This window comes from Brevundimonas sp., from assembly GCF_035561115.1.
Lineage (GTDB): Bacteria > Pseudomonadota > Alphaproteobacteria > Caulobacterales > Caulobacteraceae > Brevundimonas.
This window is the reverse complement of the sequence record NZ_DATMYH010000010.1, coordinates 11,656-27,747: the sequence shown is the minus strand read 5'-3', so window position 1 is coordinate 27,747 and position 16,092 is coordinate 11,656. Positions and strand designations below refer to the sequence as shown.

Annotated in this window: 20 protein-coding genes and 1 tRNA gene; 9 read left to right on the top strand and 12 right to left on the bottom strand. The window is 68.7% G+C overall.

Annotated elements, in window-relative coordinates:
• Positions 1-5 precede the first annotated feature (5 nt).
• The 5 genes from lptB to VN378_RS01090 form a co-directional block, all read right to left on the bottom strand.
• A complete protein-coding gene (gene lptB / locus VN378_RS01110; RefSeq protein ID WP_325740147.1) occupies positions 6-797 on the bottom strand; it encodes an LPS export ABC transporter ATP-binding protein in 792 nt (263 codons plus the stop codon).
• 22 nt (positions 798-819) lie between these two features.
• Complete coding sequence (locus tag VN378_RS01105) at positions 820-1,293, bottom strand: LptA/OstA family protein (protein WP_325740145.1); 474 nt, start codon at positions 1,291-1,293, stop codon at positions 820-822.
• A 2-nt stretch (positions 1,294-1,295) separates the two neighbouring features.
• Complete coding sequence (lptC, locus tag VN378_RS01100; RefSeq protein WP_325740143.1) at positions 1,296-1,952, bottom strand: LPS export ABC transporter periplasmic protein LptC; 657 nt, start codon at positions 1,950-1,952, stop codon at positions 1,296-1,298.
• The gene (locus VN378_RS01095; protein WP_325740141.1) at positions 1,952-2,566 is read right to left on the bottom strand and encodes a ribonuclease D; all 615 of its coding nucleotides are present in this window, start codon (positions 2,564-2,566) and stop codon (positions 1,952-1,954) included. The genes lptC and VN378_RS01095 overlap by 1 nt, the downstream gene beginning before the upstream one ends.
• Positions 2,567-2,729: 163 nt before the next feature.
• Positions 2,730-2,816 (bottom strand) — tRNA-Leu (locus tag VN378_RS01090).
• A gap of 176 nt (positions 2,817-2,992) precedes the next feature.
• Between VN378_RS01090 and VN378_RS01085 the strand changes: the two genes are divergently transcribed.
• Positions 2,993-3,964, top strand: coding sequence for a complex I NDUFA9 subunit family protein (locus VN378_RS01085; protein WP_325740139.1), 972 nt, complete (start codon positions 2,993-2,995; stop codon positions 3,962-3,964).
• 1 nt (position 3,965) lies between these two features.
• Here the strand turns inward: VN378_RS01085 and VN378_RS01080 are convergent, their stop codons facing one another.
• Positions 3,966-4,787, bottom strand: a complete 822-nt coding sequence (locus VN378_RS01080; RefSeq protein WP_325740137.1) for an undecaprenyl-diphosphate phosphatase — start codon at positions 4,785-4,787, stop codon at positions 3,966-3,968.
• 28 nt (positions 4,788-4,815) lie between these two features.
• The gene (locus tag VN378_RS01075; protein WP_325740136.1) at positions 4,816-5,985 is read right to left on the bottom strand and encodes a citrate/2-methylcitrate synthase; all 1,170 of its coding nucleotides are present in this window, start codon (positions 5,983-5,985) and stop codon (positions 4,816-4,818) included.
• Between the two features lie 137 nt (positions 5,986-6,122).
• Here VN378_RS01075 and VN378_RS01070 point away from each other — a divergent pair, with 137 nt between their 5' ends.
• The 3 genes from VN378_RS01070 to queG all read left to right on the top strand — a co-directional run bounded on the left by VN378_RS01070 (position 6,123) and on the right by queG (position 9,043).
• Complete coding sequence (locus tag VN378_RS01070; RefSeq protein ID WP_325740134.1) at positions 6,123-7,103, top strand: cation diffusion facilitator family transporter; 981 nt, start codon at positions 6,123-6,125, stop codon at positions 7,101-7,103.
• 47 nt (positions 7,104-7,150) lie between these two features.
• Positions 7,151-7,834 carry a glutathione S-transferase family protein gene (locus tag VN378_RS01065; protein ID WP_325740133.1) on the top strand — a complete coding sequence of 228 codons (684 nt, stop codon included), beginning with the start codon at positions 7,151-7,153 and terminating at the stop codon, positions 7,832-7,834.
• A 132-nt stretch (positions 7,835-7,966) separates the two neighbouring features.
• Positions 7,967-9,043: a tRNA epoxyqueuosine(34) reductase QueG gene (queG, locus tag VN378_RS01060; RefSeq protein ID WP_325740131.1), complete on the top strand. Its 1,077-nt coding sequence runs from the start codon at positions 7,967-7,969 to the stop codon at positions 9,041-9,043.
• A 118-nt stretch (positions 9,044-9,161) separates the two neighbouring features.
• On the opposite strand, the gene VN378_RS01055 is transcribed toward queG, so the two are convergent.
• Together VN378_RS01055 and VN378_RS01050 are read right to left on the bottom strand one after the other, a co-directional pair.
• Positions 9,162-9,704: an FKBP-type peptidyl-prolyl cis-trans isomerase gene (locus VN378_RS01055; protein ID WP_325740129.1), complete on the bottom strand. Its 543-nt coding sequence runs from the start codon at positions 9,702-9,704 to the stop codon at positions 9,162-9,164.
• The gene (locus tag VN378_RS01050; protein ID WP_325740127.1) at positions 9,685-10,887 is read right to left on the bottom strand and encodes a threonine ammonia-lyase; all 1,203 of its coding nucleotides are present in this window, start codon (positions 10,885-10,887) and stop codon (positions 9,685-9,687) included. Before VN378_RS01050 ends, VN378_RS01055 begins: the two co-directional genes overlap by 20 nt.
• Positions 10,888-11,023: 136 nt before the next feature.
• On the opposite strand from VN378_RS01050, the gene VN378_RS01045 reads away from it, so the two are divergent.
• From VN378_RS01045 to VN378_RS01035, 3 genes are all read left to right on the top strand, one after another.
• A complete protein-coding gene (locus tag VN378_RS01045; protein WP_325740126.1) occupies positions 11,024-11,530 on the top strand; it encodes a hypothetical protein in 507 nt (168 codons plus the stop codon).
• 65 nt (positions 11,531-11,595) lie between these two features.
• Positions 11,596-12,216 (top strand): hypothetical protein, encoded by a 621-nt coding sequence (locus VN378_RS01040; RefSeq protein WP_325740125.1) that lies wholly within the window; start codon positions 11,596-11,598, stop codon positions 12,214-12,216.
• 128 nt (positions 12,217-12,344) lie between these two features.
• Entirely contained in the window at positions 12,345-12,542 is a 198-nt protein-coding gene (locus VN378_RS01035; RefSeq protein WP_055831216.1) for a hypothetical protein, read from the top strand.
• 158 nt (positions 12,543-12,700) lie between these two features.
• Here the strand turns inward: VN378_RS01035 and VN378_RS01030 are convergent, their stop codons facing one another.
• The 3 genes from VN378_RS01030 to rplU form a co-directional block, all read right to left on the bottom strand.
• Positions 12,701-13,234: a GNAT family N-acetyltransferase gene (locus VN378_RS01030; protein ID WP_414642198.1), complete on the bottom strand. Its 534-nt coding sequence runs from the start codon at positions 13,232-13,234 to the stop codon at positions 12,701-12,703.
• A 165-nt stretch (positions 13,235-13,399) separates the two neighbouring features.
• Positions 13,400-13,681, bottom strand: coding sequence for a 50S ribosomal protein L27 (rpmA, locus tag VN378_RS01025; protein ID WP_325740118.1), 282 nt, complete (start codon positions 13,679-13,681; stop codon positions 13,400-13,402).
• A 27-nt stretch (positions 13,682-13,708) separates the two neighbouring features.
• Entirely contained in the window at positions 13,709-14,284 is a 576-nt protein-coding gene (gene rplU / locus VN378_RS01020; RefSeq protein ID WP_325740116.1) for a 50S ribosomal protein L21, read from the bottom strand.
• A 179-nt stretch (positions 14,285-14,463) separates the two neighbouring features.
• Between rplU and VN378_RS01015 the strand changes: the two genes are divergently transcribed.
• Together VN378_RS01015 and VN378_RS01010 are read left to right on the top strand one after the other, a co-directional pair.
• The gene (locus VN378_RS01015) at positions 14,464-15,135 is read left to right on the top strand and encodes a hypothetical protein (protein ID WP_325740114.1); all 672 of its coding nucleotides are present in this window, start codon (positions 14,464-14,466) and stop codon (positions 15,133-15,135) included.
• Between the two features lie 10 nt (positions 15,136-15,145).
• On the top strand, positions 15,146-16,087 hold the full coding sequence (locus VN378_RS01010; RefSeq protein ID WP_325740112.1) for a cation diffusion facilitator family transporter: 942 nt from the start codon (positions 15,146-15,148) through the stop codon (positions 16,085-16,087).
• Positions 16,088-16,092: the final 5 nt, after the last annotated feature.

The following is a 16,092-nucleotide window of genomic DNA, read 5'->3' as shown; positions in this document are numbered from 1 at the left end:
CGTCCCTAGCCGTACATGTCGCCCAGATAGACCCGCCGCACCTCCGGATCGCGGATCACGTCCTCGGCCTTGCCCTCGAACAGGACCGCGCCGCCCGAGATGATCGAGGCGTGGTCGATGATCTCCAGCGTCTCGCGGACATTGTGGTCGGTGATCAGAACGCCGATGCCCTCGCCCGCCAGATAGCGGATCACCTGACGGATGTCGGCGATCGCCAGCGGGTCGATGCCGGCGAAGGGTTCGTCCAGCAGCATGAAGCTGGGCTTGCCGGCCAGGGCGCGGGCGATCTCGCAGCGGCGGCGCTCGCCGCCGGACAGGCCCGACGCGGGGGCGTGGCGCAGATGGTCGATGCGCAGCTCTTCCAGCAGGCGGGAGGTTTCGTCGGCGATGGCCTGACGGCCGGTGTGGTGCAGCTCGACCACCGCCATGACGTTGTGCTCGACCGTCATGCCGCGGAAGATCGAGGCCTCCTGCGCCAGATAGCCGAGCCCCATGCGGGCGCGCTGGTACATCGGCTGGGCCGTGATGTCCTCGCCGTCCAGCCAGATGGAGCCGGTGTCGGGCGGGATCAGGCCGGTGATCATGTAGAAGCAGGTCGTCTTGCCGGCGCCGTTGGGGCCCAGCAGGCCGGCGACCTCGCCCCGCTGGACGTGCAGGGAGACGTCGCGCACCACCTGCCGCTGGCCGAACGATTTGGCGATGTGCTCGACCCTCAGGCCCGTGGCGCGCGCGGGCGCGGGCGCCGGCTCGACCGGGGCCTCGTTGACATTGAGGGCTGAGAGTTCCTTGCGCGCCAAAGGTCAGGTCCGAGCCGGAGGCTCAGTTCCCGCTGCGTTCGGGATAGAAGACGCCCTGGACGCGGCCGCCGCTGGCGCCGTCCATCTGCGCCGCCTCGGTGCGGGTGTTATAGGTCAATCGTCCGCCGGTCATGACATTCTGGCCCTGGGTCAGAATGACGTCGCCGGTCAGGATGATGGTGTCGTTGGCCGGCGTGTAGGTGGCGCGGTCGCCGCGGATCGTCTGTTCCGGCGTGACGAAATAGACATTGCCGCTCGCTTCGACGCGGGTGAGATCGCCGTTGCTGATCGTCCCCTCGACGCGGTCGGCCCGGATGCGGTTGTCGCCCTGGGTCAGTTCTGCCCGGCCGCGCAGCGACAGGGTCGTGGGCGTGCGCGACACCTCGTCGGCGCCCCACATGATGGGCTGGCCGCCCTGGAAGCTCTGCGCGTCGCCGATCGTCGGCAGGGCTGCAAGACCGAGCGCGATCACCGCCGTCATGAGGGTTCTGGTCATGCTCATCTGTCCGAACTCGCGGGGTTGATGGTCCCGCGCACCTTGTTATCGCCCGCGCCCCTGAACACGACCCGTTCGCCCTGTTCATAGATCACATAGGACGAAGCGCTGACGGTTCCAAGCGGACCGGAGCCCTGGACGCCCTTCGATCCCGTCACCACGCCGGTGGCGGTGTCCACCACGGCCTCGGGCGTTACGAGGGTGAACCCCGATCCACCGTCCGAAATCCGGACATTGGGGCCGATCGTGACCGACTTCGCGGTCTCGTTATAGACCCCGCCGTCCGCGGTCAGGGTCGTGACCTTGCGGCCTCCGAGATTCAGCCTCAGCGCCGGCCCGATCAACCGGAACTGACCGGTCTGCGGATCGCGCACGGCGCTTTTCGCCCCGATCATGAAGCTGCGGCCCTCGGCGTCCTGGCCGTGAAACATGGCGCTGTCCAGCCGGACCTCGCGGCTGGTCCCGGCCTTGCGCTCGACATCCGACATCACGCTGCGCAGCACGATCCAGCTGACGGTGCCGCCGGCCAGGACGATGATCGCAACCGGCAGGATCCGGCGCAGCAGGTGGACCCGCCGCGACCGGGCGCGGAACGCCTTGGCCGTGGCGGCGACGCGCGCCTCGTCGGCCTGGTCCCGGATGTCGGCGGGGTCTGTCATCAGGTGTGCGCGAAGATGTCCGTCTCGTCCCAGCCCGCGAGATCGAGGGCCGAACGGCTGGGCAGGAAGTCGAAACATTTGCGCGCCAGTTCGGCGCGGCCCTCGCGCTCGAGCATCTCGTCCAGCCGCGCCTTGGCGGCGTGCAGATAGAGGACGTCGGAGGCGGCGTATTCCAGCTGGGCCGGCGACAGCTCGGCCGCGCCCCAGTCGCTGGACTGCTGGGCCTTGGACAGGTCGACGCCGACCAGTTCGCGGACGACGTCCTTCAGCCCGTGGCGGTCGGTGTAGGTGCGGGCCAGTTTGGAAGCGATCTTGGTGCAGTAGACCGGCCGCGTCTCGACCCCGAGGTGCAGCTGGAACATGCCGATGTCGAACCGGCCGAAGTGGAACAGCTTCAGCACCGCCGGATCGGTCAGCAGCCGCTTCAGGTTCGGGCAGTCATAGCCGGGCCGGTTCATGCGCACGACGTGGGCGTCTCCGTCGCCGGACGACAGCTGGACCACGCACAGCGGATCGCGGCGGAAGCGCAGGCCCATGGTCTCGGAATCGATCGCGACCTCCGGCCCCAGATCCAGGCCGTTCGGCAGGTCGCCTTCGTGGAAGTGGATTGTCATGGACCGTCTTGTGTCAGTGAAGAGTGCTGGTGAGCAAGACGTGAGCGTTGCCGTTCCGAAAGGCGCGGCTGGCGCTCACCCCTTGCTCACTAGCACTTTTCACCCCGCAAGCACTGCAAACAGAAACGGCGCCGTGTCCTGCGACACGGCGCCGTTCAGAAGATGGTGCCCAGGAGAGGACTCGAACCTCCACGACATTTCTATCACTGGCACCTGAAGCCAGCGCGTCTACCAATTCCGCCACCTGGGCCCAGACGTTCATGCTGACGCATGTCCGTCCGGAAGGCGCGGACCCTTAAGGCAGCCCCCCCAGCGGGTCAACAGGCTTTTGTCGCCTTTGCGTTGCGAGGCCGGCGGCCATCGTCTAATCCCCGCCCCAGCACGGGGTTTGCCCCGCGCGCGCCGCCGCCTGTTGGAGTCCCTGTGATGAGCGAAGTCGCCCCCGGCCTGGTCACCATTTTTGGCGGCTCGGGCTTCGTCGGCAGCCAGCTGGTGCGCCACCTCGCCCGGCGCGGCTGGCGCATCCGCGTCGCCTGCCGCCGTCCCGATCGCGCCTGGAAACTGCAGACGTCCGGTTCGGTGGGCCAGATCCAGGCCGTCCGCTGCGACGCGACCAACCCCGATGACGTCGCCAGCGCGCTGCAAGGCGCGGACGCCGCCATCAACCTGATCGGCATCCTGTACGAAGCGGGCCGCCGAACCTTCCACACCCTGCACGTCGAGGCGTCGCGCAACATCGCCGAGGCCTCCGCAGCGGCCAACATCCGCCGGCTGGTCCAGGTTTCGGCCATCGGCGCCGATCCCGAGAGCGAGTCCGACTACGCCCTGTCCAAGGCCGCCGCCGAGATGGCGGTGCGCGAGGTCAAGCCGGACGCGGTGGTGATCCGGCCCTCGATCATCTTCGGCGCCGACGACGGATTCCTGAACCGGTTCGCCCGCATGGCCCAATTCTCCCCGGTCCTGCCGCTGATCGGCGGCGGCGAGACGAAATTCCAGCCCGTCTATGTGGGCGACGTCGCCGAGGCCATCGCGCGCGCGACGGTTCTGCCCGAGGCGGCCGGCCGCACCTTCGAACTGGGCGGTCCGGCGGTCATGACCTTCAAGGAGGTGCTGAAGCTGATCCTGCGCGAGACCTACCGCTCGAACGGCCTGGTTCCCCTGCCCTTCTTCGCCGCCCGCGCCATCGGCTCCATGGCCCAGCTGACCGCCATGGTCGGCATCCCGCCAGCACTGACACGCGATCAGGTCGTGCTTCTGGAGAAGGACAACGTCGTCGCCGACGGGGCCGAGGGCCTGGCCGAGCTGGGCATCCAGCCGACCGGCGTCGAGGCCATCGCTCCGTCTTATCTGTGGCGCTATCGCCGCGGCGGCCAGTTCGCCGAGCCGAAGGCGGCCTGAGTCAGGCCAGGCCCGCCCACACCAGCCCCAGACCGATCACGCCGACGACGATCCGCCACCAGGCGAAGGGGGCGAAGCCGTGCCGGGCGACGAAGTCGACCATGGCCTTGACCACGATCCAGCCGCTGACAAACGACACCACAAAGCCGATGGCGATGATGCCGCCGAAGCTCCAGTCGATCGTCGCGCCGCTCTGGATGATGTCCCAGCCCGAGGCTGCGACCATGGTCGGAATGGCCAGGAAGAACGAGAATTCCGCGGCGGCCCGCTTGCTGAGACCCAGACCCAGACCGCCGGCGATGGTCGCGCCTGAACGCGACACGCCGGGAATTACCGACAGACACTGGAACAGGCCCACGCCCAGGGACCGCTTCCACGACAGGGTCATGGCGTCGTCGGCCGTCGGTTGCGGCGCGAACCGCTCCAGCGCCAGCAGTCCGAACCCGCCCACGATCAGCGACACGCAGATCACCGTCACCGCCGTATCGCCCTCGACGTTGAACAGCACCGCCTTGATGAAATCATAGAGGAACACCCCCACAAGGACCGAGGGAAGGAAGGCGATCAGGATGCTGATGGCGAAATGGCGGGCCTTCGGATCGGTCGGCAGGTTGACAAGCACCTTCCACAGCCGGGCGAAATACAGGGTCACGACCGCCAGGATGGCGCCCAGCTGGATCAGGACAACGAAGGAGCTCCAGCGCGGGTCGGTCAGGCCCAGCAGCTTCTGCGTCAGCAACAGATGGCCGGTCGACGAAACCGGAATGAACTCGGTCAGTCCTTCGACCAGACCCAGGATGATCGCCGCCAGCCAGTCCGCCATCTACGCCCCGTAAAAACAGATCGGGTCGTCAGTGCGCGCCCGGTTCGGGACCCACATAGCGCAGGCGCGCGCGGATAGGCGAGCCGTTCGTCGCCTGGTCCAGCGCATGACCCAGCAGGCCGGCCAGCCGGCCCATAAGGAAAAGGTCGGCGGCGCCGTCGCGCGGGAGCTCCAGCCGCCGGGCGATCACCGCCAGCGCCAGGGGGAAGTTCGCCTTCCGACCCGTCGCAGCCTCGCCTTCCTGCACGGCGCGCGCCAGATCGGCCGGAAGGTCGGCGGCAGCCAGTAGCGCGGCGGCGCGCGGATCGCCCATCGGATAGTCCTCCTGGGCGTCGAAACCGACCAGACGGCCCATCTCGTGGGCCCGGCGCGCTGCGTCCGCGGCCTGTCGCCGCACGGCGACGATCCAGTCCGAAGCCCGGGTCAATTCGGCCATCGTCGGCGATCCGGCCAGCGTCAGGAGCCCCGCGAAAGCAGCCGCCGCGGGGGCCGCGCCGCCGCCGGCGGCGGCGCGCGTGGCCAGAACCGCGGGATTGATCTCATGATCGGCCGACAGCGCCAGGGCGCGGCGGATCAGATGGGCGTCGCGTTCCGGCGTCTTCCAGCTGCGGGCCAGCCGCTGATGCAGGAACAGACGCGGGCCAGAGCCGACCGCGGCGTCGACCGCCTCGTCCAGCACGCGGGCGCATTCCAGGCGAAAATCCTCCACGGAGCGCACCTTGGGATCGGCGTCCTCCTCGGCGCGGCGGGCCAGGGCCGCGAACAGGCGCGCCCGGACCGATCCGCCCGGAACGGCTCCGATCCGCGGTCTCACAGCAGCGAAGGGATTGACCGCCCGCGCATCCCACAACCGCCGGGCGACATCTTCCAGGGTCGCAGTCTCGGCCAACTGGACCGCATCCAGTCCGCGATAGAACAGCCGGCCGCCGGCGATGACCGTCAGGGAGGAACAGACATCAGCCTCGCCCCGCGAGGCCCCCCCGGGCGTGCGACGATAGACGGCGGAGTCCTCGGCCTCGACGGCTTCGCCGCTCATGCGGGCGATATCCTGCGCGGCGTACAGGCTGCGGCGGGAATCATCGGGATCCGGCCGGGCCGCGATCCGGCCCCGGCTGACATAGGCATAGAGGGTCTGCGACTTGACCCCCAGCCGGGCCAGCGCCTCGCCACGCCCGATCCAGCGAGCTGTGTCCGTCATCTGCACGCCAGCCTCCGAATACCCTCGGCCTCGCCGACCCATCGGACGACAAGGATGCGGTTCTTTCGTGACGATGACGCTAACGCCCGGCGGCGCGTGGTCTTGGCAGGGCCGCGCCTTTCCGCGACAAGACGGCGATGACGATCCCCGCCCCCGCCAGCGCTCTCGACGACGCCCATTCCACAACCCGCGCCGTCACCCGGTTGTCAGTGGGCGTGGCCGTGCTCCTGATCGCGCTCAAGGCCTTCGCTCTCGGCGCATCGGGCTCGGTGTCGATTCTCGCGTCGCTGGCGGACTCGGCGCTCGATCTGGTGGCCTCGCTCGGCGTCTTTTTCGCCGTTCGCTGGGCGGCCGCCCCGCCCGACGAGGATCACCGCCACGGCCACGGCAAGGGCGAGGCCCTCGCCGCCATGGTGCAGGCGGGGCTGGTGTTCGCCTCGGCCCTGTTCATCGGCTGGGAGGCGATCCAGCGCATCTTCGACCCCCGCCCGGTGACAGCGGGGTATTGGGGCGTGCTGGTCATCCTGATCTCGATCGCCCTGACCGGCTGGCTGGTCTGGATGCAGGGGCGCGCCATCAAGGCCAGCGGATCGATGGCGGTCGAGGCCGACCGCGCCCACTACACGGCCGACCTGGCCGCCAACGTCGTGGTCCTGATCGGCGTGATTTCCGGGGCCTTTCTGTCCGCGCCCGGCCTGGACGCTGCGGCCGGGCTGGTCGTCGCGGTCTGGCTGTTCTGGGGCGCCTACGGGATGCTGAAAACAGCGGCCGACCATCTGGTCGACAAGGCGCTGCCCGAAAGCGACCGCATCGCCATGACCACCGCCGTCCTCGCCGATCCCAGAATTTCCGGCGTTCATCAGCTGCGCACCCGCATGGCGGGGTCCGTGGTCATGATCCAGATGCACGTCGATCTCGATCCGAACCTGACGCTCGAGGCCGCCCACGCCATCGTCGTCGAGGCCGAGAATCGGTTGCTCGCGGCCTGGCCCCGGGCCGACATCCTGATCCACCCCGACCCGCGCGGCCGCGCCGAACCCCATGGCGGCGCCTTCGCCGGGACGCCGGGCGAGGCCGGCAGCCCCTCGCCGAAGCCGAAAAAAGGCCCGTGGGCTTGAGGTTGTGGCTAACGCGGGCTTAACGCCCTCGCGTGCATGAACAGCCCATGTCGGCCTGCGTCCTGTATCATTTCGCCTTCGATCCGGGCTCCCGGGCCGTGCGTCTCGCGCTGGGCGAGGCCAGGAAGGCGTTCACCGAGACGCTCGTCCGCCCGTGGGAGGACGATTGCCCGGTCGCCGGGTTGAACCCGTCGGGCATGCCCCCCGTGCTTCAGGTCACGGAAGACAGCCGGTCCCTGACGCTGTGCGAACCCGCCGCCATCTTCGGCTGGCTCGAAGACGTCTCCCGCGAGCCCTTTCTGATGCCGACCGATCCCGCCGAGCGCGCCGAGACGCGCCGTCTGGTCGCCTGGTTCGACCGCCGCTTCACCGACGAGGTCAACGCCGTCCTGCTGCACGAGCGGATGGAAAAGCCCCTCCTGCGCCTCGGTCCGCCCGAAGCCCGCGCCCTGCGCGCCGGACGAGACGCGCTGAAATCCCATCTCGCCATGCTTGAGGACCTGCTGGCGGGACGCGACGCCCTGTCCGGACGCCGCATCGGCCAGGCTGACTTCATCGCCGCCGCCCATCTGTCGGTGCTCGACTATTTCGGCGAAGTCTCCTGGGCGAACTGGCCGGGTCTGAAGACCTGGTACATGAAGCTGAAGTCCCGCCCCTGCTTCCGGCCCCTGCTGGCCGACCGTTTCCCGGGCGTGGCTGCATCCACCTGGTACGCCGACCTCGACTTCTGACCGCTCCCCGGGTGCGGGGTGCGGGTGAAGGGTGCTAGTGAGCGAGAGGTGAGCGCGCCTTGCGCCGCCAGCCCATATATCGGCTCACCTCTCGCTCACTGGCACTCTTCACCACAAACTGGATCGAGCTCGTTGAGCGATCGCCTCAAGATATTCATCCGCGAGCGCGCCGCCGTCCTGGGCTTCGACGCCTGCCGTTTCGCCTCGGCCTCGGCGCCGTGGACCGCGGGGGAACGACTGGCGCATTTCGTCCAGGCGGGCCGTCACGGCGACATGGGCTGGATGGAGACGACGCTGGCGCGACGCGCCCATCCGACCGCCATGTGGGAGGGGGCCCGGACGGCGATCGTGCTGGGCCTCAACTACGGTCCAGAGACCGACCCCCTGCCCGAGATGGCCGACCGGTCGGCTGGCTATATTTCGGTCTATGCGCGCGGCGACGACTATCACGAGGTCATCAAGGGCCGGCTGAAGACCCTCGCCGGCCAGATCGCCGCCCGGACCGGCGAGGAGGTTAAGGTCTTCGTCGACACCGCGCCCCTGATGGAGAAACCGCTCGCCCAGCGGGCCGGACTGGGCTGGCAGGGGAAACACACGAACCTGCTCAGCCGCGCTCACGGCAACTGGCTGTTCCTCGGCGTCATCCTGACCGCTGCGGAGCTTGAGCCCGACCCTCCTGAAGGCGAGCATTGCGGAACCTGCACGGCCTGCCTCGATGCCTGCCCTACCAACGCCTTCCCGGCGCCCTTCCAGCTCGACGCACGGCGCTGCCTGTCCTACCTGACCATCGAGTTCGTGGGGCCTTGGCCGGACGAATTCCGCGTGGCGACAGGCAGCCGAATCTACGGCTGCGACGACTGTCTGGCCGTCTGTCCGTGGAACAAGTTCGCCGCGGCCTCGAACGAAGCCCGGGTCCAGGCGCGCGAGGCCCTGGTCTCGCCCCGGCTCGCCGATCTGGCCGCGCTGGACGACGAGGGCTTCCGGACCCTGTTTTCGAAAAGCCCGGTCAAGCGGATCGGACGCGACCGCTTCGTCCGCAACGTCCTGTACGCCATCGGCAACAGCGCCGACCCGGAGCTGATCCCGTCGGCGGAACGGCTGCTGGACGACCCGGACCCCGTGGTGCGCGACGCCGCCGAATGGGCGCTGTCACGGTTGATGGCGGCGGACGCGGCGCTTCTCCCTCCCCCTTGTGGGGAGGGTGGCTGAGGCGAAGCCGAAGCCGGGTGGGGGCGGCTCGGCAAAACATCCAGGGCTCGCGTCGCCAGCCCTCCCCACCCGGTCGCTGCGCGACCACCCTCCCCGCAAGAGGGAGGGAGAATCACATCTAGCCCTGGGCGACCGCGCCGCCGCGTTCGCCGCCCGGGGCCCGGGCGATGTCCAGCAGCTTGATCCGGAACACCATCACCGCATTGGCCGGAATGCCCGGCCGGCCCTGCTCGCCATAACCCTGCGCCGGCGGCACATAGACCAGCCATTCGTCGCCGACCCGCATGTGCTGCAACGCCTCGGTCCAGCCCGGCACGACGTCGCCGACCGTGAACACCGCGGGCTGGCCCGACTGGAACGAGCTGTCGAACACCGTGCCGTCCGTCAGCGTGCCCTCGTAGTCGACCCGGACCAGATCGTTGCGGTCCGGCGTCTCGCCGCCGGGCGGGCCGGACCGGATCACCTTGTACTGCACGCCCGATGGCAGGGATTTGACGCCCTCGGCCCTGGCGTTCGACGACAGGAAGAACTCGGCGGCGCGCAGATTCTGCGCCGCGCTTTCGTCCGGCGTGGCCGGTTCGCGATTGCAGGCGGCCAGAGGCCCGGCCAGCAGCGCCGCCATCGACAGCGCCGCGACGCCCCTAGCCCATCCGTAATGCATAGCCCGCCTCTTCCAGTCCAAGTCTGATCTCGTTGGCGTGGGTTTCGCCGCGCGTCTCGACCATGATGTCGAACTCCGCGCCCTTGGCCGGCACGTCGAGCGCCAGCCGGTTGTGCACCACATCGATGATATTGCCGCCCGCGCCCCCGATGACGGCGCTCATCTTCGACAGCATGCCGGGCCGGTCGTCGCCCAGGATGCGGTAGACCACCATCTTCTTCTCACGCACCAGTTCGCGGTTCAGGACAACGGCCAGCATGCGCGAATCGATGTTTCCACCGGTCAGCTCGATGCCCACCTTCAGGCCCCTGAACTTGTCGGGCCAGGCCAGCAGAGCCGCCAGCCCGCCGGCGCCGGCGCCCTCGGCCACCGTCTTTTCCATCATGGCCAGAAAGGCGACGCCCTTCTCGAAATCGGCCTCGTCGACGACCAGCACGTCCTCGATCAGCGGATCGGCCAGGGCGAAGGGGATCTCGCCCACGGCCTTGATGGCGATCCCCTCGGCGATGGTCTGGCCGCCGCATACGGACGGGCGGCCCTCGCGCCGCGCCGTATAGGACGGATACATGGCGGCCTCGACGCCGAAGATGCGGATCGAGGGCTTCATCGCCTTGGCCGCGATGGCTGTGCCGGCGATCAATCCGCCGCCGCCGATCGGAATGATCAGCGCGTCGAGATCGGGCGCGTCCTCCATGAATTCCAGGCCGCAGACGCCCTGGCCGGCGATGATGCCCTCGTCGTCGAAGGCCGAGACGAAGACCATGCCCTCTGCGTCGCGCAGGCGGTGCGCCTCTTCGGTCGAACCGGTGAAGTCCAGGCCCTTGATCACCACGGTCGCGCCGTGGGCCCGGGTGCCGTCCGCCTTCACGAAGGGGGTGCCCTCGGGCATGACGATGGTCACCGGCACGCCCAGCCGGGCCCCGTGATACGCCAGCGCCTGGGCGTGGTTGCCCGCCGAGGCCGCCACCACGCCGCGTTTGCGCTCATCCGGCGTCAGCTGCAGCAGCCGGTTCAGGGCCCCCCGCTCCTTGAAGCTGCCGGTGAAATGCAGATTGTCGAACTTGATCCAGATTTCGGCCCCGGTCAGCTGCGACAGCCGGCGGGAATAGCGCGTGGGCGTCCGGTCCACCTGGCCGGCGATGCGGTCGCGCGCCGCCAGAATATCGTCAAACGTGACTGTCATGAGCGATCCCTATACCCGGTCTGCGCCGGGTTGATGCGCGCTTTTGGCCCACAGCCGAACGCCTCGCAACCTTGACCTTATGCCGGCGTTGAGCGTCTGATCGCGACGTTCGACCCGCGCGTCCACGGAGAGAGCCATGTCTGCCCGTCACCTGATCGTCATCGCCGCCGTGGCCGCCTCCCTGGCGGCGTGTGAAACCGTGTCGCCGGGCGGCCCGGGCCCGGGCCCGGGCCCTTCGTCCAGCGCCTTCCGCGCCGATGACTTCGCATGGTCCGCCCGGCCGGGCCGCGCCTCGATCGACGGCCGCGTCGATTACCGCCGCGAGGGCCGGGCCTTCACCTGCACCTCCGTGGCGCTCACGCCAGACACCCCCTATACGCGCGCCCGGTTCCAGACCCTGTACGGATCGACGACCCGCGCCGCGATTCCCGAGGCCGTCGTACGCGCCCGCACCGTGGCCGACCCCAACGCCGACTACCGCTCCTTCGTTCGTCAGACCTCGTGCGAGGACAACCGCTTCCAGTTCGACAACTTGCCGGACGGCAACTGGTTTGTAATCACCCCCGTCAGCGCCGGCGGCGACCGCATCGTTCTCATGCGCCATGTCTCGACGCGCGGCGGACGGGTCGCCGTCGTCCTCTAGGTCCCGCAGTCTCCAGTGCCTGTCGTCTTTGGGGCCGCGTAACTGGCCGCTTCGGAGAGTTAACCATGCGCCGTTTCGCCCTTCTTGTGACCGCCGGTCTGATGGTCGCCGCCGCCCCGGCCGCCGCCCAGACCTGGGGCGGGACCTACGACAGCCGCTACAGCTACAGCGGCTACGGAGAGCATGACGGCTATGGCTACAGCCGGCGCAGCGACTGGAACGCCACGCCTTCCAGCTTCGACTGGCGCAGCCAGCTGGACCGGCCCGGCGACTATCGCTGCGACGCCTTCTGGGATGCGAACCGCACCGACTGCGGGGCCGGATGGCGCGACCAGCGCCGCCGTGTCAGCCCGCAGGCCCGCAGCGACTATCGGCAGCTGGCCGGCTACGGACGCGACGGCTATGGCTATGGCTATGGCTATGGCTATGGCGAGGGATACGGCGGCCACGGCCATTCCACCCGCTATCGCGGTTACGGTTCAGCCCGCGGCTACAGCCAGGGCGGCGCCGCCTGGTACGGCGCCTATGGCCGGCCGGATCTGGTCTATCCCGCGGGCGGACGCAGCTATGGCTCCCATGGCTCGTACGGCAGCCGGGCCGACTGGTGCCGGGCCAATCATCGCTCGTACAATCCGCACACAGGCTACTATCGCGCTTACAGCGGTCGCCTGATCTGGTGCGGATAAGGCGTTCGGTGAAAGCCGTTCATCCGATCACGGATCAGTGGATGACCGCCGTTCGCCATCGTTTCGCCTTTTCAGGACCGCTTCGGTCTCCCTGACCCGCACGGGGCGGTGGATCAGGGAGCGCGTTCATGTCCCAGCACAATATTTCCGGCTCGGAAGTCTTCGGACCCAAGCCCGGCGTCATGCTGCGATCAGTCAAGACCTCGGGGCTGCGGCGCAAACGCGCCGCCCGCACCTGGGCGGCCTTCATCGCCGGCGCCGTCGTGGCCGTCGCCGGTGGAGCCATCGCCATGGCGGCCGTCTTCGGCCCCACGCTTTTCGGCTGATTTCTGATTCCGCTCATCCCGGCGAAAGCCGGGACCCAGTTCTGTCCAGCTTGACGCCGGTGTTTCAGGACTTGGCGAGCGCGGATCGTCGGCGCCGCTGCATCACCCAAAGCACTGGGTCCCGGCTTTCGCCGGGATGAGCGGATATGTGAGTCCGATCAAGGCAGCCAGACCATTCTCCGCGTTTCGGCCTCGGCGTTGCGCGCGCGGCTGAAGCCCTTGCGGACCTCGCCCGTGTAGAGGAAGCCGGCCTTCTCCAGCACCCGGCCCGACGCCGGATTGTCGGTGAAATGCCCGGCCATCAGCGCGCGACGCCTCCACGCCTTCGACGCCCAGACCGTGGCCGCCTGCAGCGCTTCGGTGGCGTAGCCCCGGCCCCAGAACGGCCGTGCGATCCAGTATCCGACCTCGGGCGCCGGATCCTTGTCCTCGAACAGGCCGATGACTCCGACGGCGCCGTGGTCCTCATGCTCGATCAGGAAGGTGCGCGCGCGGGCGGGATCCTGCACCGCGACCTGCAGCACGAAGGCCTCCGCATCGGCGAGGCCGAAGGGGTGCGGCATGCGCAGGGTCATGCGCGCCACGTCCGGATCGTTGGCGAGGGTCGCCAGACGGCTGATGTCCTGGGCCCCCGGGGACCGCAGGGCCAGGCGCCGCGTCTCGACGACGGGAGAGGGTTCAATCACGCACACGACTCGGCCTCGTTCGATCTGCCGCCTCCTTGGAGGGCTCGGGCGGCGTCGAGGCGGGGAAACGAAAACGGGGAGCCTGGTGATCCAGACTCCCCGCGGAAATATTTCCCTGGTCCGGATCGCGGCTCTCGAGCCTTGCGCGATCCGGGTGTCAGTCGGTCTGCGCTACTCGGCGGCCATCGGCATGTCGGCGTTGGCCGGAAGAATCGACACGTAACAACGGCCGTTCGCCTTCTTGGTGAATTTGACGGCGCCGTGGGCGGTCGCGAACAGGGTGTGGTCGCGGCCCAGGCCGACGTTGTCGCCCGGGTGGAAGGTGGTGCCGCGCTGGCGCACGAGGATGTTGCCGGCCAGAACGTTCTCGCCGCCGAACTTCTTCACGCCGAGGCGCTTGGAGTGAGAGTCGCGACCGTTACGCGACGAACCACCGGATTTCTTGTGAGCCATAGGTCTGCTCCCGTTCTCGTACTGATATTACGCTTCGTCGCCGGCCTTGTCCGCCTTCTTGGCGGGGGCCTTCTTGGCGGGAGCAGCTTTGGTTTCGGTGGCGGCGGCTTTCGGAGCCGCAGCCTTCTTGGCCGGAGCCGCCTTGGCTTCCGTCTTCGGAGCGGCGGCGGCCTTGGCCTTCACCGGCTTGGCTTCGGTTTCCTCGACGCGCGGGGCGAGGCCGCGAGCGCGCAGGTTCATCTCGGCCTTGGTCATCAGCGAGGTTTCGCCGTCCCACTTGGCCTTTTCGCCGGCGCCGTCGATGCCGGTGATGCGCAGCACGGTTTCCATCTGGCGATGGCCGTTGGTGCGGCGATAGCCCTGACGGCGGGTCTTCTTGAAGATCTTGATCTTCTCGCCCTTGCGGGTCTCGACCAGGGTCGCGGCGACCGCGGCGCCCGCGATCAGGGGAGCGCCCAAGGTCACGCCCTTGTCGCCGCCCAGCATCAGCACGTCGCCGAACGAGACGTTCGAACCGACATCGCCGTCGAGCTTCTCGACCACGATGACGTCGCCCGGCTGAACCCGGTACTGTTTGCCGCCGGTCTTGATCACCGCGTACATGTTGAAGCCTCAGCGAAACGCAAAAAGAATAAGCCCGACGGGGGACCCCCTCGGGCGAAGAGCGGCGACATAGACGCAGAGGGGTGTCCGAGTCAACGCGGACGGGCGAAAAAACGAGGATCGGCCGTGCGGCGCAGCCAAATGAGACCCGGCTCTCGACTGTTATAAGATAACACTCTATGACGGCGAAGATGACGCCGGCCGATCTCCAGCAACCTGTCCTCCTGTCCCTGCTCGGGGCGGGCTTCGCCACATCCTTCCTGCATGCGGCCTTGCCGACCCACTGGTTGCCTTTCGTCCTCGTCGGACGAGGTCAGCGCTGGATCCTGCCCCAGGTCCTCGGCGTGGTGGTTGCGGCAGGCCTGGCCCATATCGCCGCCACCGCGGCCGTCGGCGGTCTGATCGTCGCCGCCGGCCTGGCCATGGATCAGTGGATTTCGGGGGTGCTGCCGGGCCTGTCGGCCGGCCTGCTGTTCCTGTTCGGCGCCTTCTACCTTGGCCGCGCCCTTCTGCGCCCGGCGATCATGGCCGGCGGCCCGGCGCTGGCCCTGTCGGAGCCCACCGTCTCGCACGCCGCCGCCTTCTGGGGCCTGGTGGCGATGATGGCCGTGTCCCCGGGCGAGGTGTTGCTGCCCATCTATCTGTCACAGGCGACCGAGGGGCCGCTGGTCCTTGCGGCCCTGACCCTGGCCTTCGCGGCCGGGACGGTGTCGGGCATGGCCCTGTTCACCGTTCTGGCACGCGCCGGATGGTCCGTGCTGAAGCTGGAGCGCTGGGCCCGTTACGAGGGCGTGATCCTCGGTCTGGCCCTGATCCTGATCGGTCTTCTCGTCGTCCTGCGTCAGCACTAAGGATAGCCGCATGGCGCACGCCCACGGCACCCACGACGATCATCACGACCATGGCCATGGACACAGCCATGGTTCCGGCGGCCATCACGGGCCGGTGGACACAGGCGACTGGCGCTACGCCGTCGGTCTGGTCGTCAATCTGGCCTTTGTCGGCGTCGAGTTCGGGGCCGGTCTGTTCAGCGGCTCCACCGCCCTGATGGCCGACGCGGGCCATAACCTGTCCGACGTGCTGGGCCTGGCCATGGCCGGCGGCGCGGCCTGGCTGGCGCGGCGGGCCAGCGGCTCGCAAAACACCTATGGCTACGGCAAGGCGACGGTGCTGGCCGCCCTCGCCAACGGCCTGCTGCTGATCTTCGCCTGCGGAGCCATCGCCTTCGAGGCCGTGCGCCGTCTGGCCGAGCCGGCCCCGGTCATGTCCGGCCTGATCATGGCTGTCGCCGCGATCGGCTTCGTCATCAATCTGGGCACGGCCCTGATGTTCATGCGCGACCAGCACAGCGATCTGAACGCCAAGGGGGCCTATCTGCACATGATGGCCGACGCCGCCGTCTCGATCGGTGTGGTGATCGCGGGCGCGGTGATCATGCTCACCGGATGGTCCATCATCGATCCCCTGGTCAGTCTGGGCATCGTCGCCGTCATCCTGATCGGGACCTGGGGCCTGCTGAAGGATTCCGTCAATCTGGCGCTCGACGCGGCCCCGCGCGGCGTGGACGTCGAGGCGATCCGCGCCGCCTTCCTCGACCTGCCCGGGGTCACCGCCGTGCACGACCTGCACGTCTGGGGCCTGTCGACGACCGAGACAGCCCTGACGGCCCACCTGTGCCACGAGCGCGGCGACGCCGGGAACCTGCTCACAGAGGCCCACGCCATGGTCCGCACCCGCTTCGGCATCGGCCACGCCACCCTGCAGCTGGAGGCGGAACCGCTGGCGGACTGCCCCGCCTGCTGACCGCC

Excerpts from the sequence above, each read along its gene's own strand:
- VN378_RS01105 (WP_325740145.1), bottom strand. The coding sequence starts at position 1,293 with ATGACCAGAACCCTCATGACGGCGGTGATCGCGCTCGGTCTTGCAGCC.
- lptC (WP_325740143.1), bottom strand. The coding sequence starts at position 1,952 with ATGACAGACCCCGCCGACATCCGGGACCAGGCCGACGAGGCGCGCGTC.
- VN378_RS01095 (WP_325740141.1), bottom strand. The coding sequence starts at position 2,566 with ATGACAATCCACTTCCACGAAGGCGACCTGCCGAACGGCCTGGATCTG.
- VN378_RS01085 (WP_325740139.1), top strand. The coding sequence starts at position 2,993 with ATGAGCGAAGTCGCCCCCGGCCTGGTCACCATTTTTGGCGGCTCGGGC.
- VN378_RS01080 (WP_325740137.1), bottom strand. The coding sequence starts at position 4,787 with ATGGCGGACTGGCTGGCGGCGATCATCCTGGGTCTGGTCGAAGGACTG.
- VN378_RS01075 (WP_325740136.1), bottom strand. The coding sequence starts at position 5,985 with ATGACGGACACAGCTCGCTGGATCGGGCGTGGCGAGGCGCTGGCCCGG.
- VN378_RS01070 (WP_325740134.1), top strand. The coding sequence starts at position 6,123 with ATGACGATCCCCGCCCCCGCCAGCGCTCTCGACGACGCCCATTCCACA.
- VN378_RS01065 (WP_325740133.1), top strand. The coding sequence starts at position 7,151 with ATGTCGGCCTGCGTCCTGTATCATTTCGCCTTCGATCCGGGCTCCCGG.
- VN378_RS01055 (WP_325740129.1), bottom strand. The coding sequence starts at position 9,704 with ATGCATTACGGATGGGCTAGGGGCGTCGCGGCGCTGTCGATGGCGGCG.
- VN378_RS01050 (WP_325740127.1), bottom strand. The coding sequence starts at position 10,887 with ATGACAGTCACGTTTGACGATATTCTGGCGGCGCGCGACCGCATCGCC.
- VN378_RS01045 (WP_325740126.1), top strand. The coding sequence starts at position 11,024 with ATGTCTGCCCGTCACCTGATCGTCATCGCCGCCGTGGCCGCCTCCCTG.
- VN378_RS01040 (WP_325740125.1), top strand. The coding sequence starts at position 11,596 with ATGCGCCGTTTCGCCCTTCTTGTGACCGCCGGTCTGATGGTCGCCGCC.
- VN378_RS01035 (WP_055831216.1), top strand. The coding sequence starts at position 12,345 with ATGTCCCAGCACAATATTTCCGGCTCGGAAGTCTTCGGACCCAAGCCC.
- rpmA (WP_325740118.1), bottom strand. The coding sequence starts at position 13,681 with ATGGCTCACAAGAAATCCGGTGGTTCGTCGCGTAACGGTCGCGACTCT.
- rplU (WP_325740116.1), bottom strand. The coding sequence starts at position 14,284 with ATGTACGCGGTGATCAAGACCGGCGGCAAACAGTACCGGGTTCAGCCG.
- VN378_RS01015 (WP_325740114.1), top strand. The coding sequence starts at position 14,464 with ATGACGGCGAAGATGACGCCGGCCGATCTCCAGCAACCTGTCCTCCTG.
- VN378_RS01010 (WP_325740112.1), top strand. The coding sequence starts at position 15,146 with ATGGCGCACGCCCACGGCACCCACGACGATCATCACGACCATGGCCAT.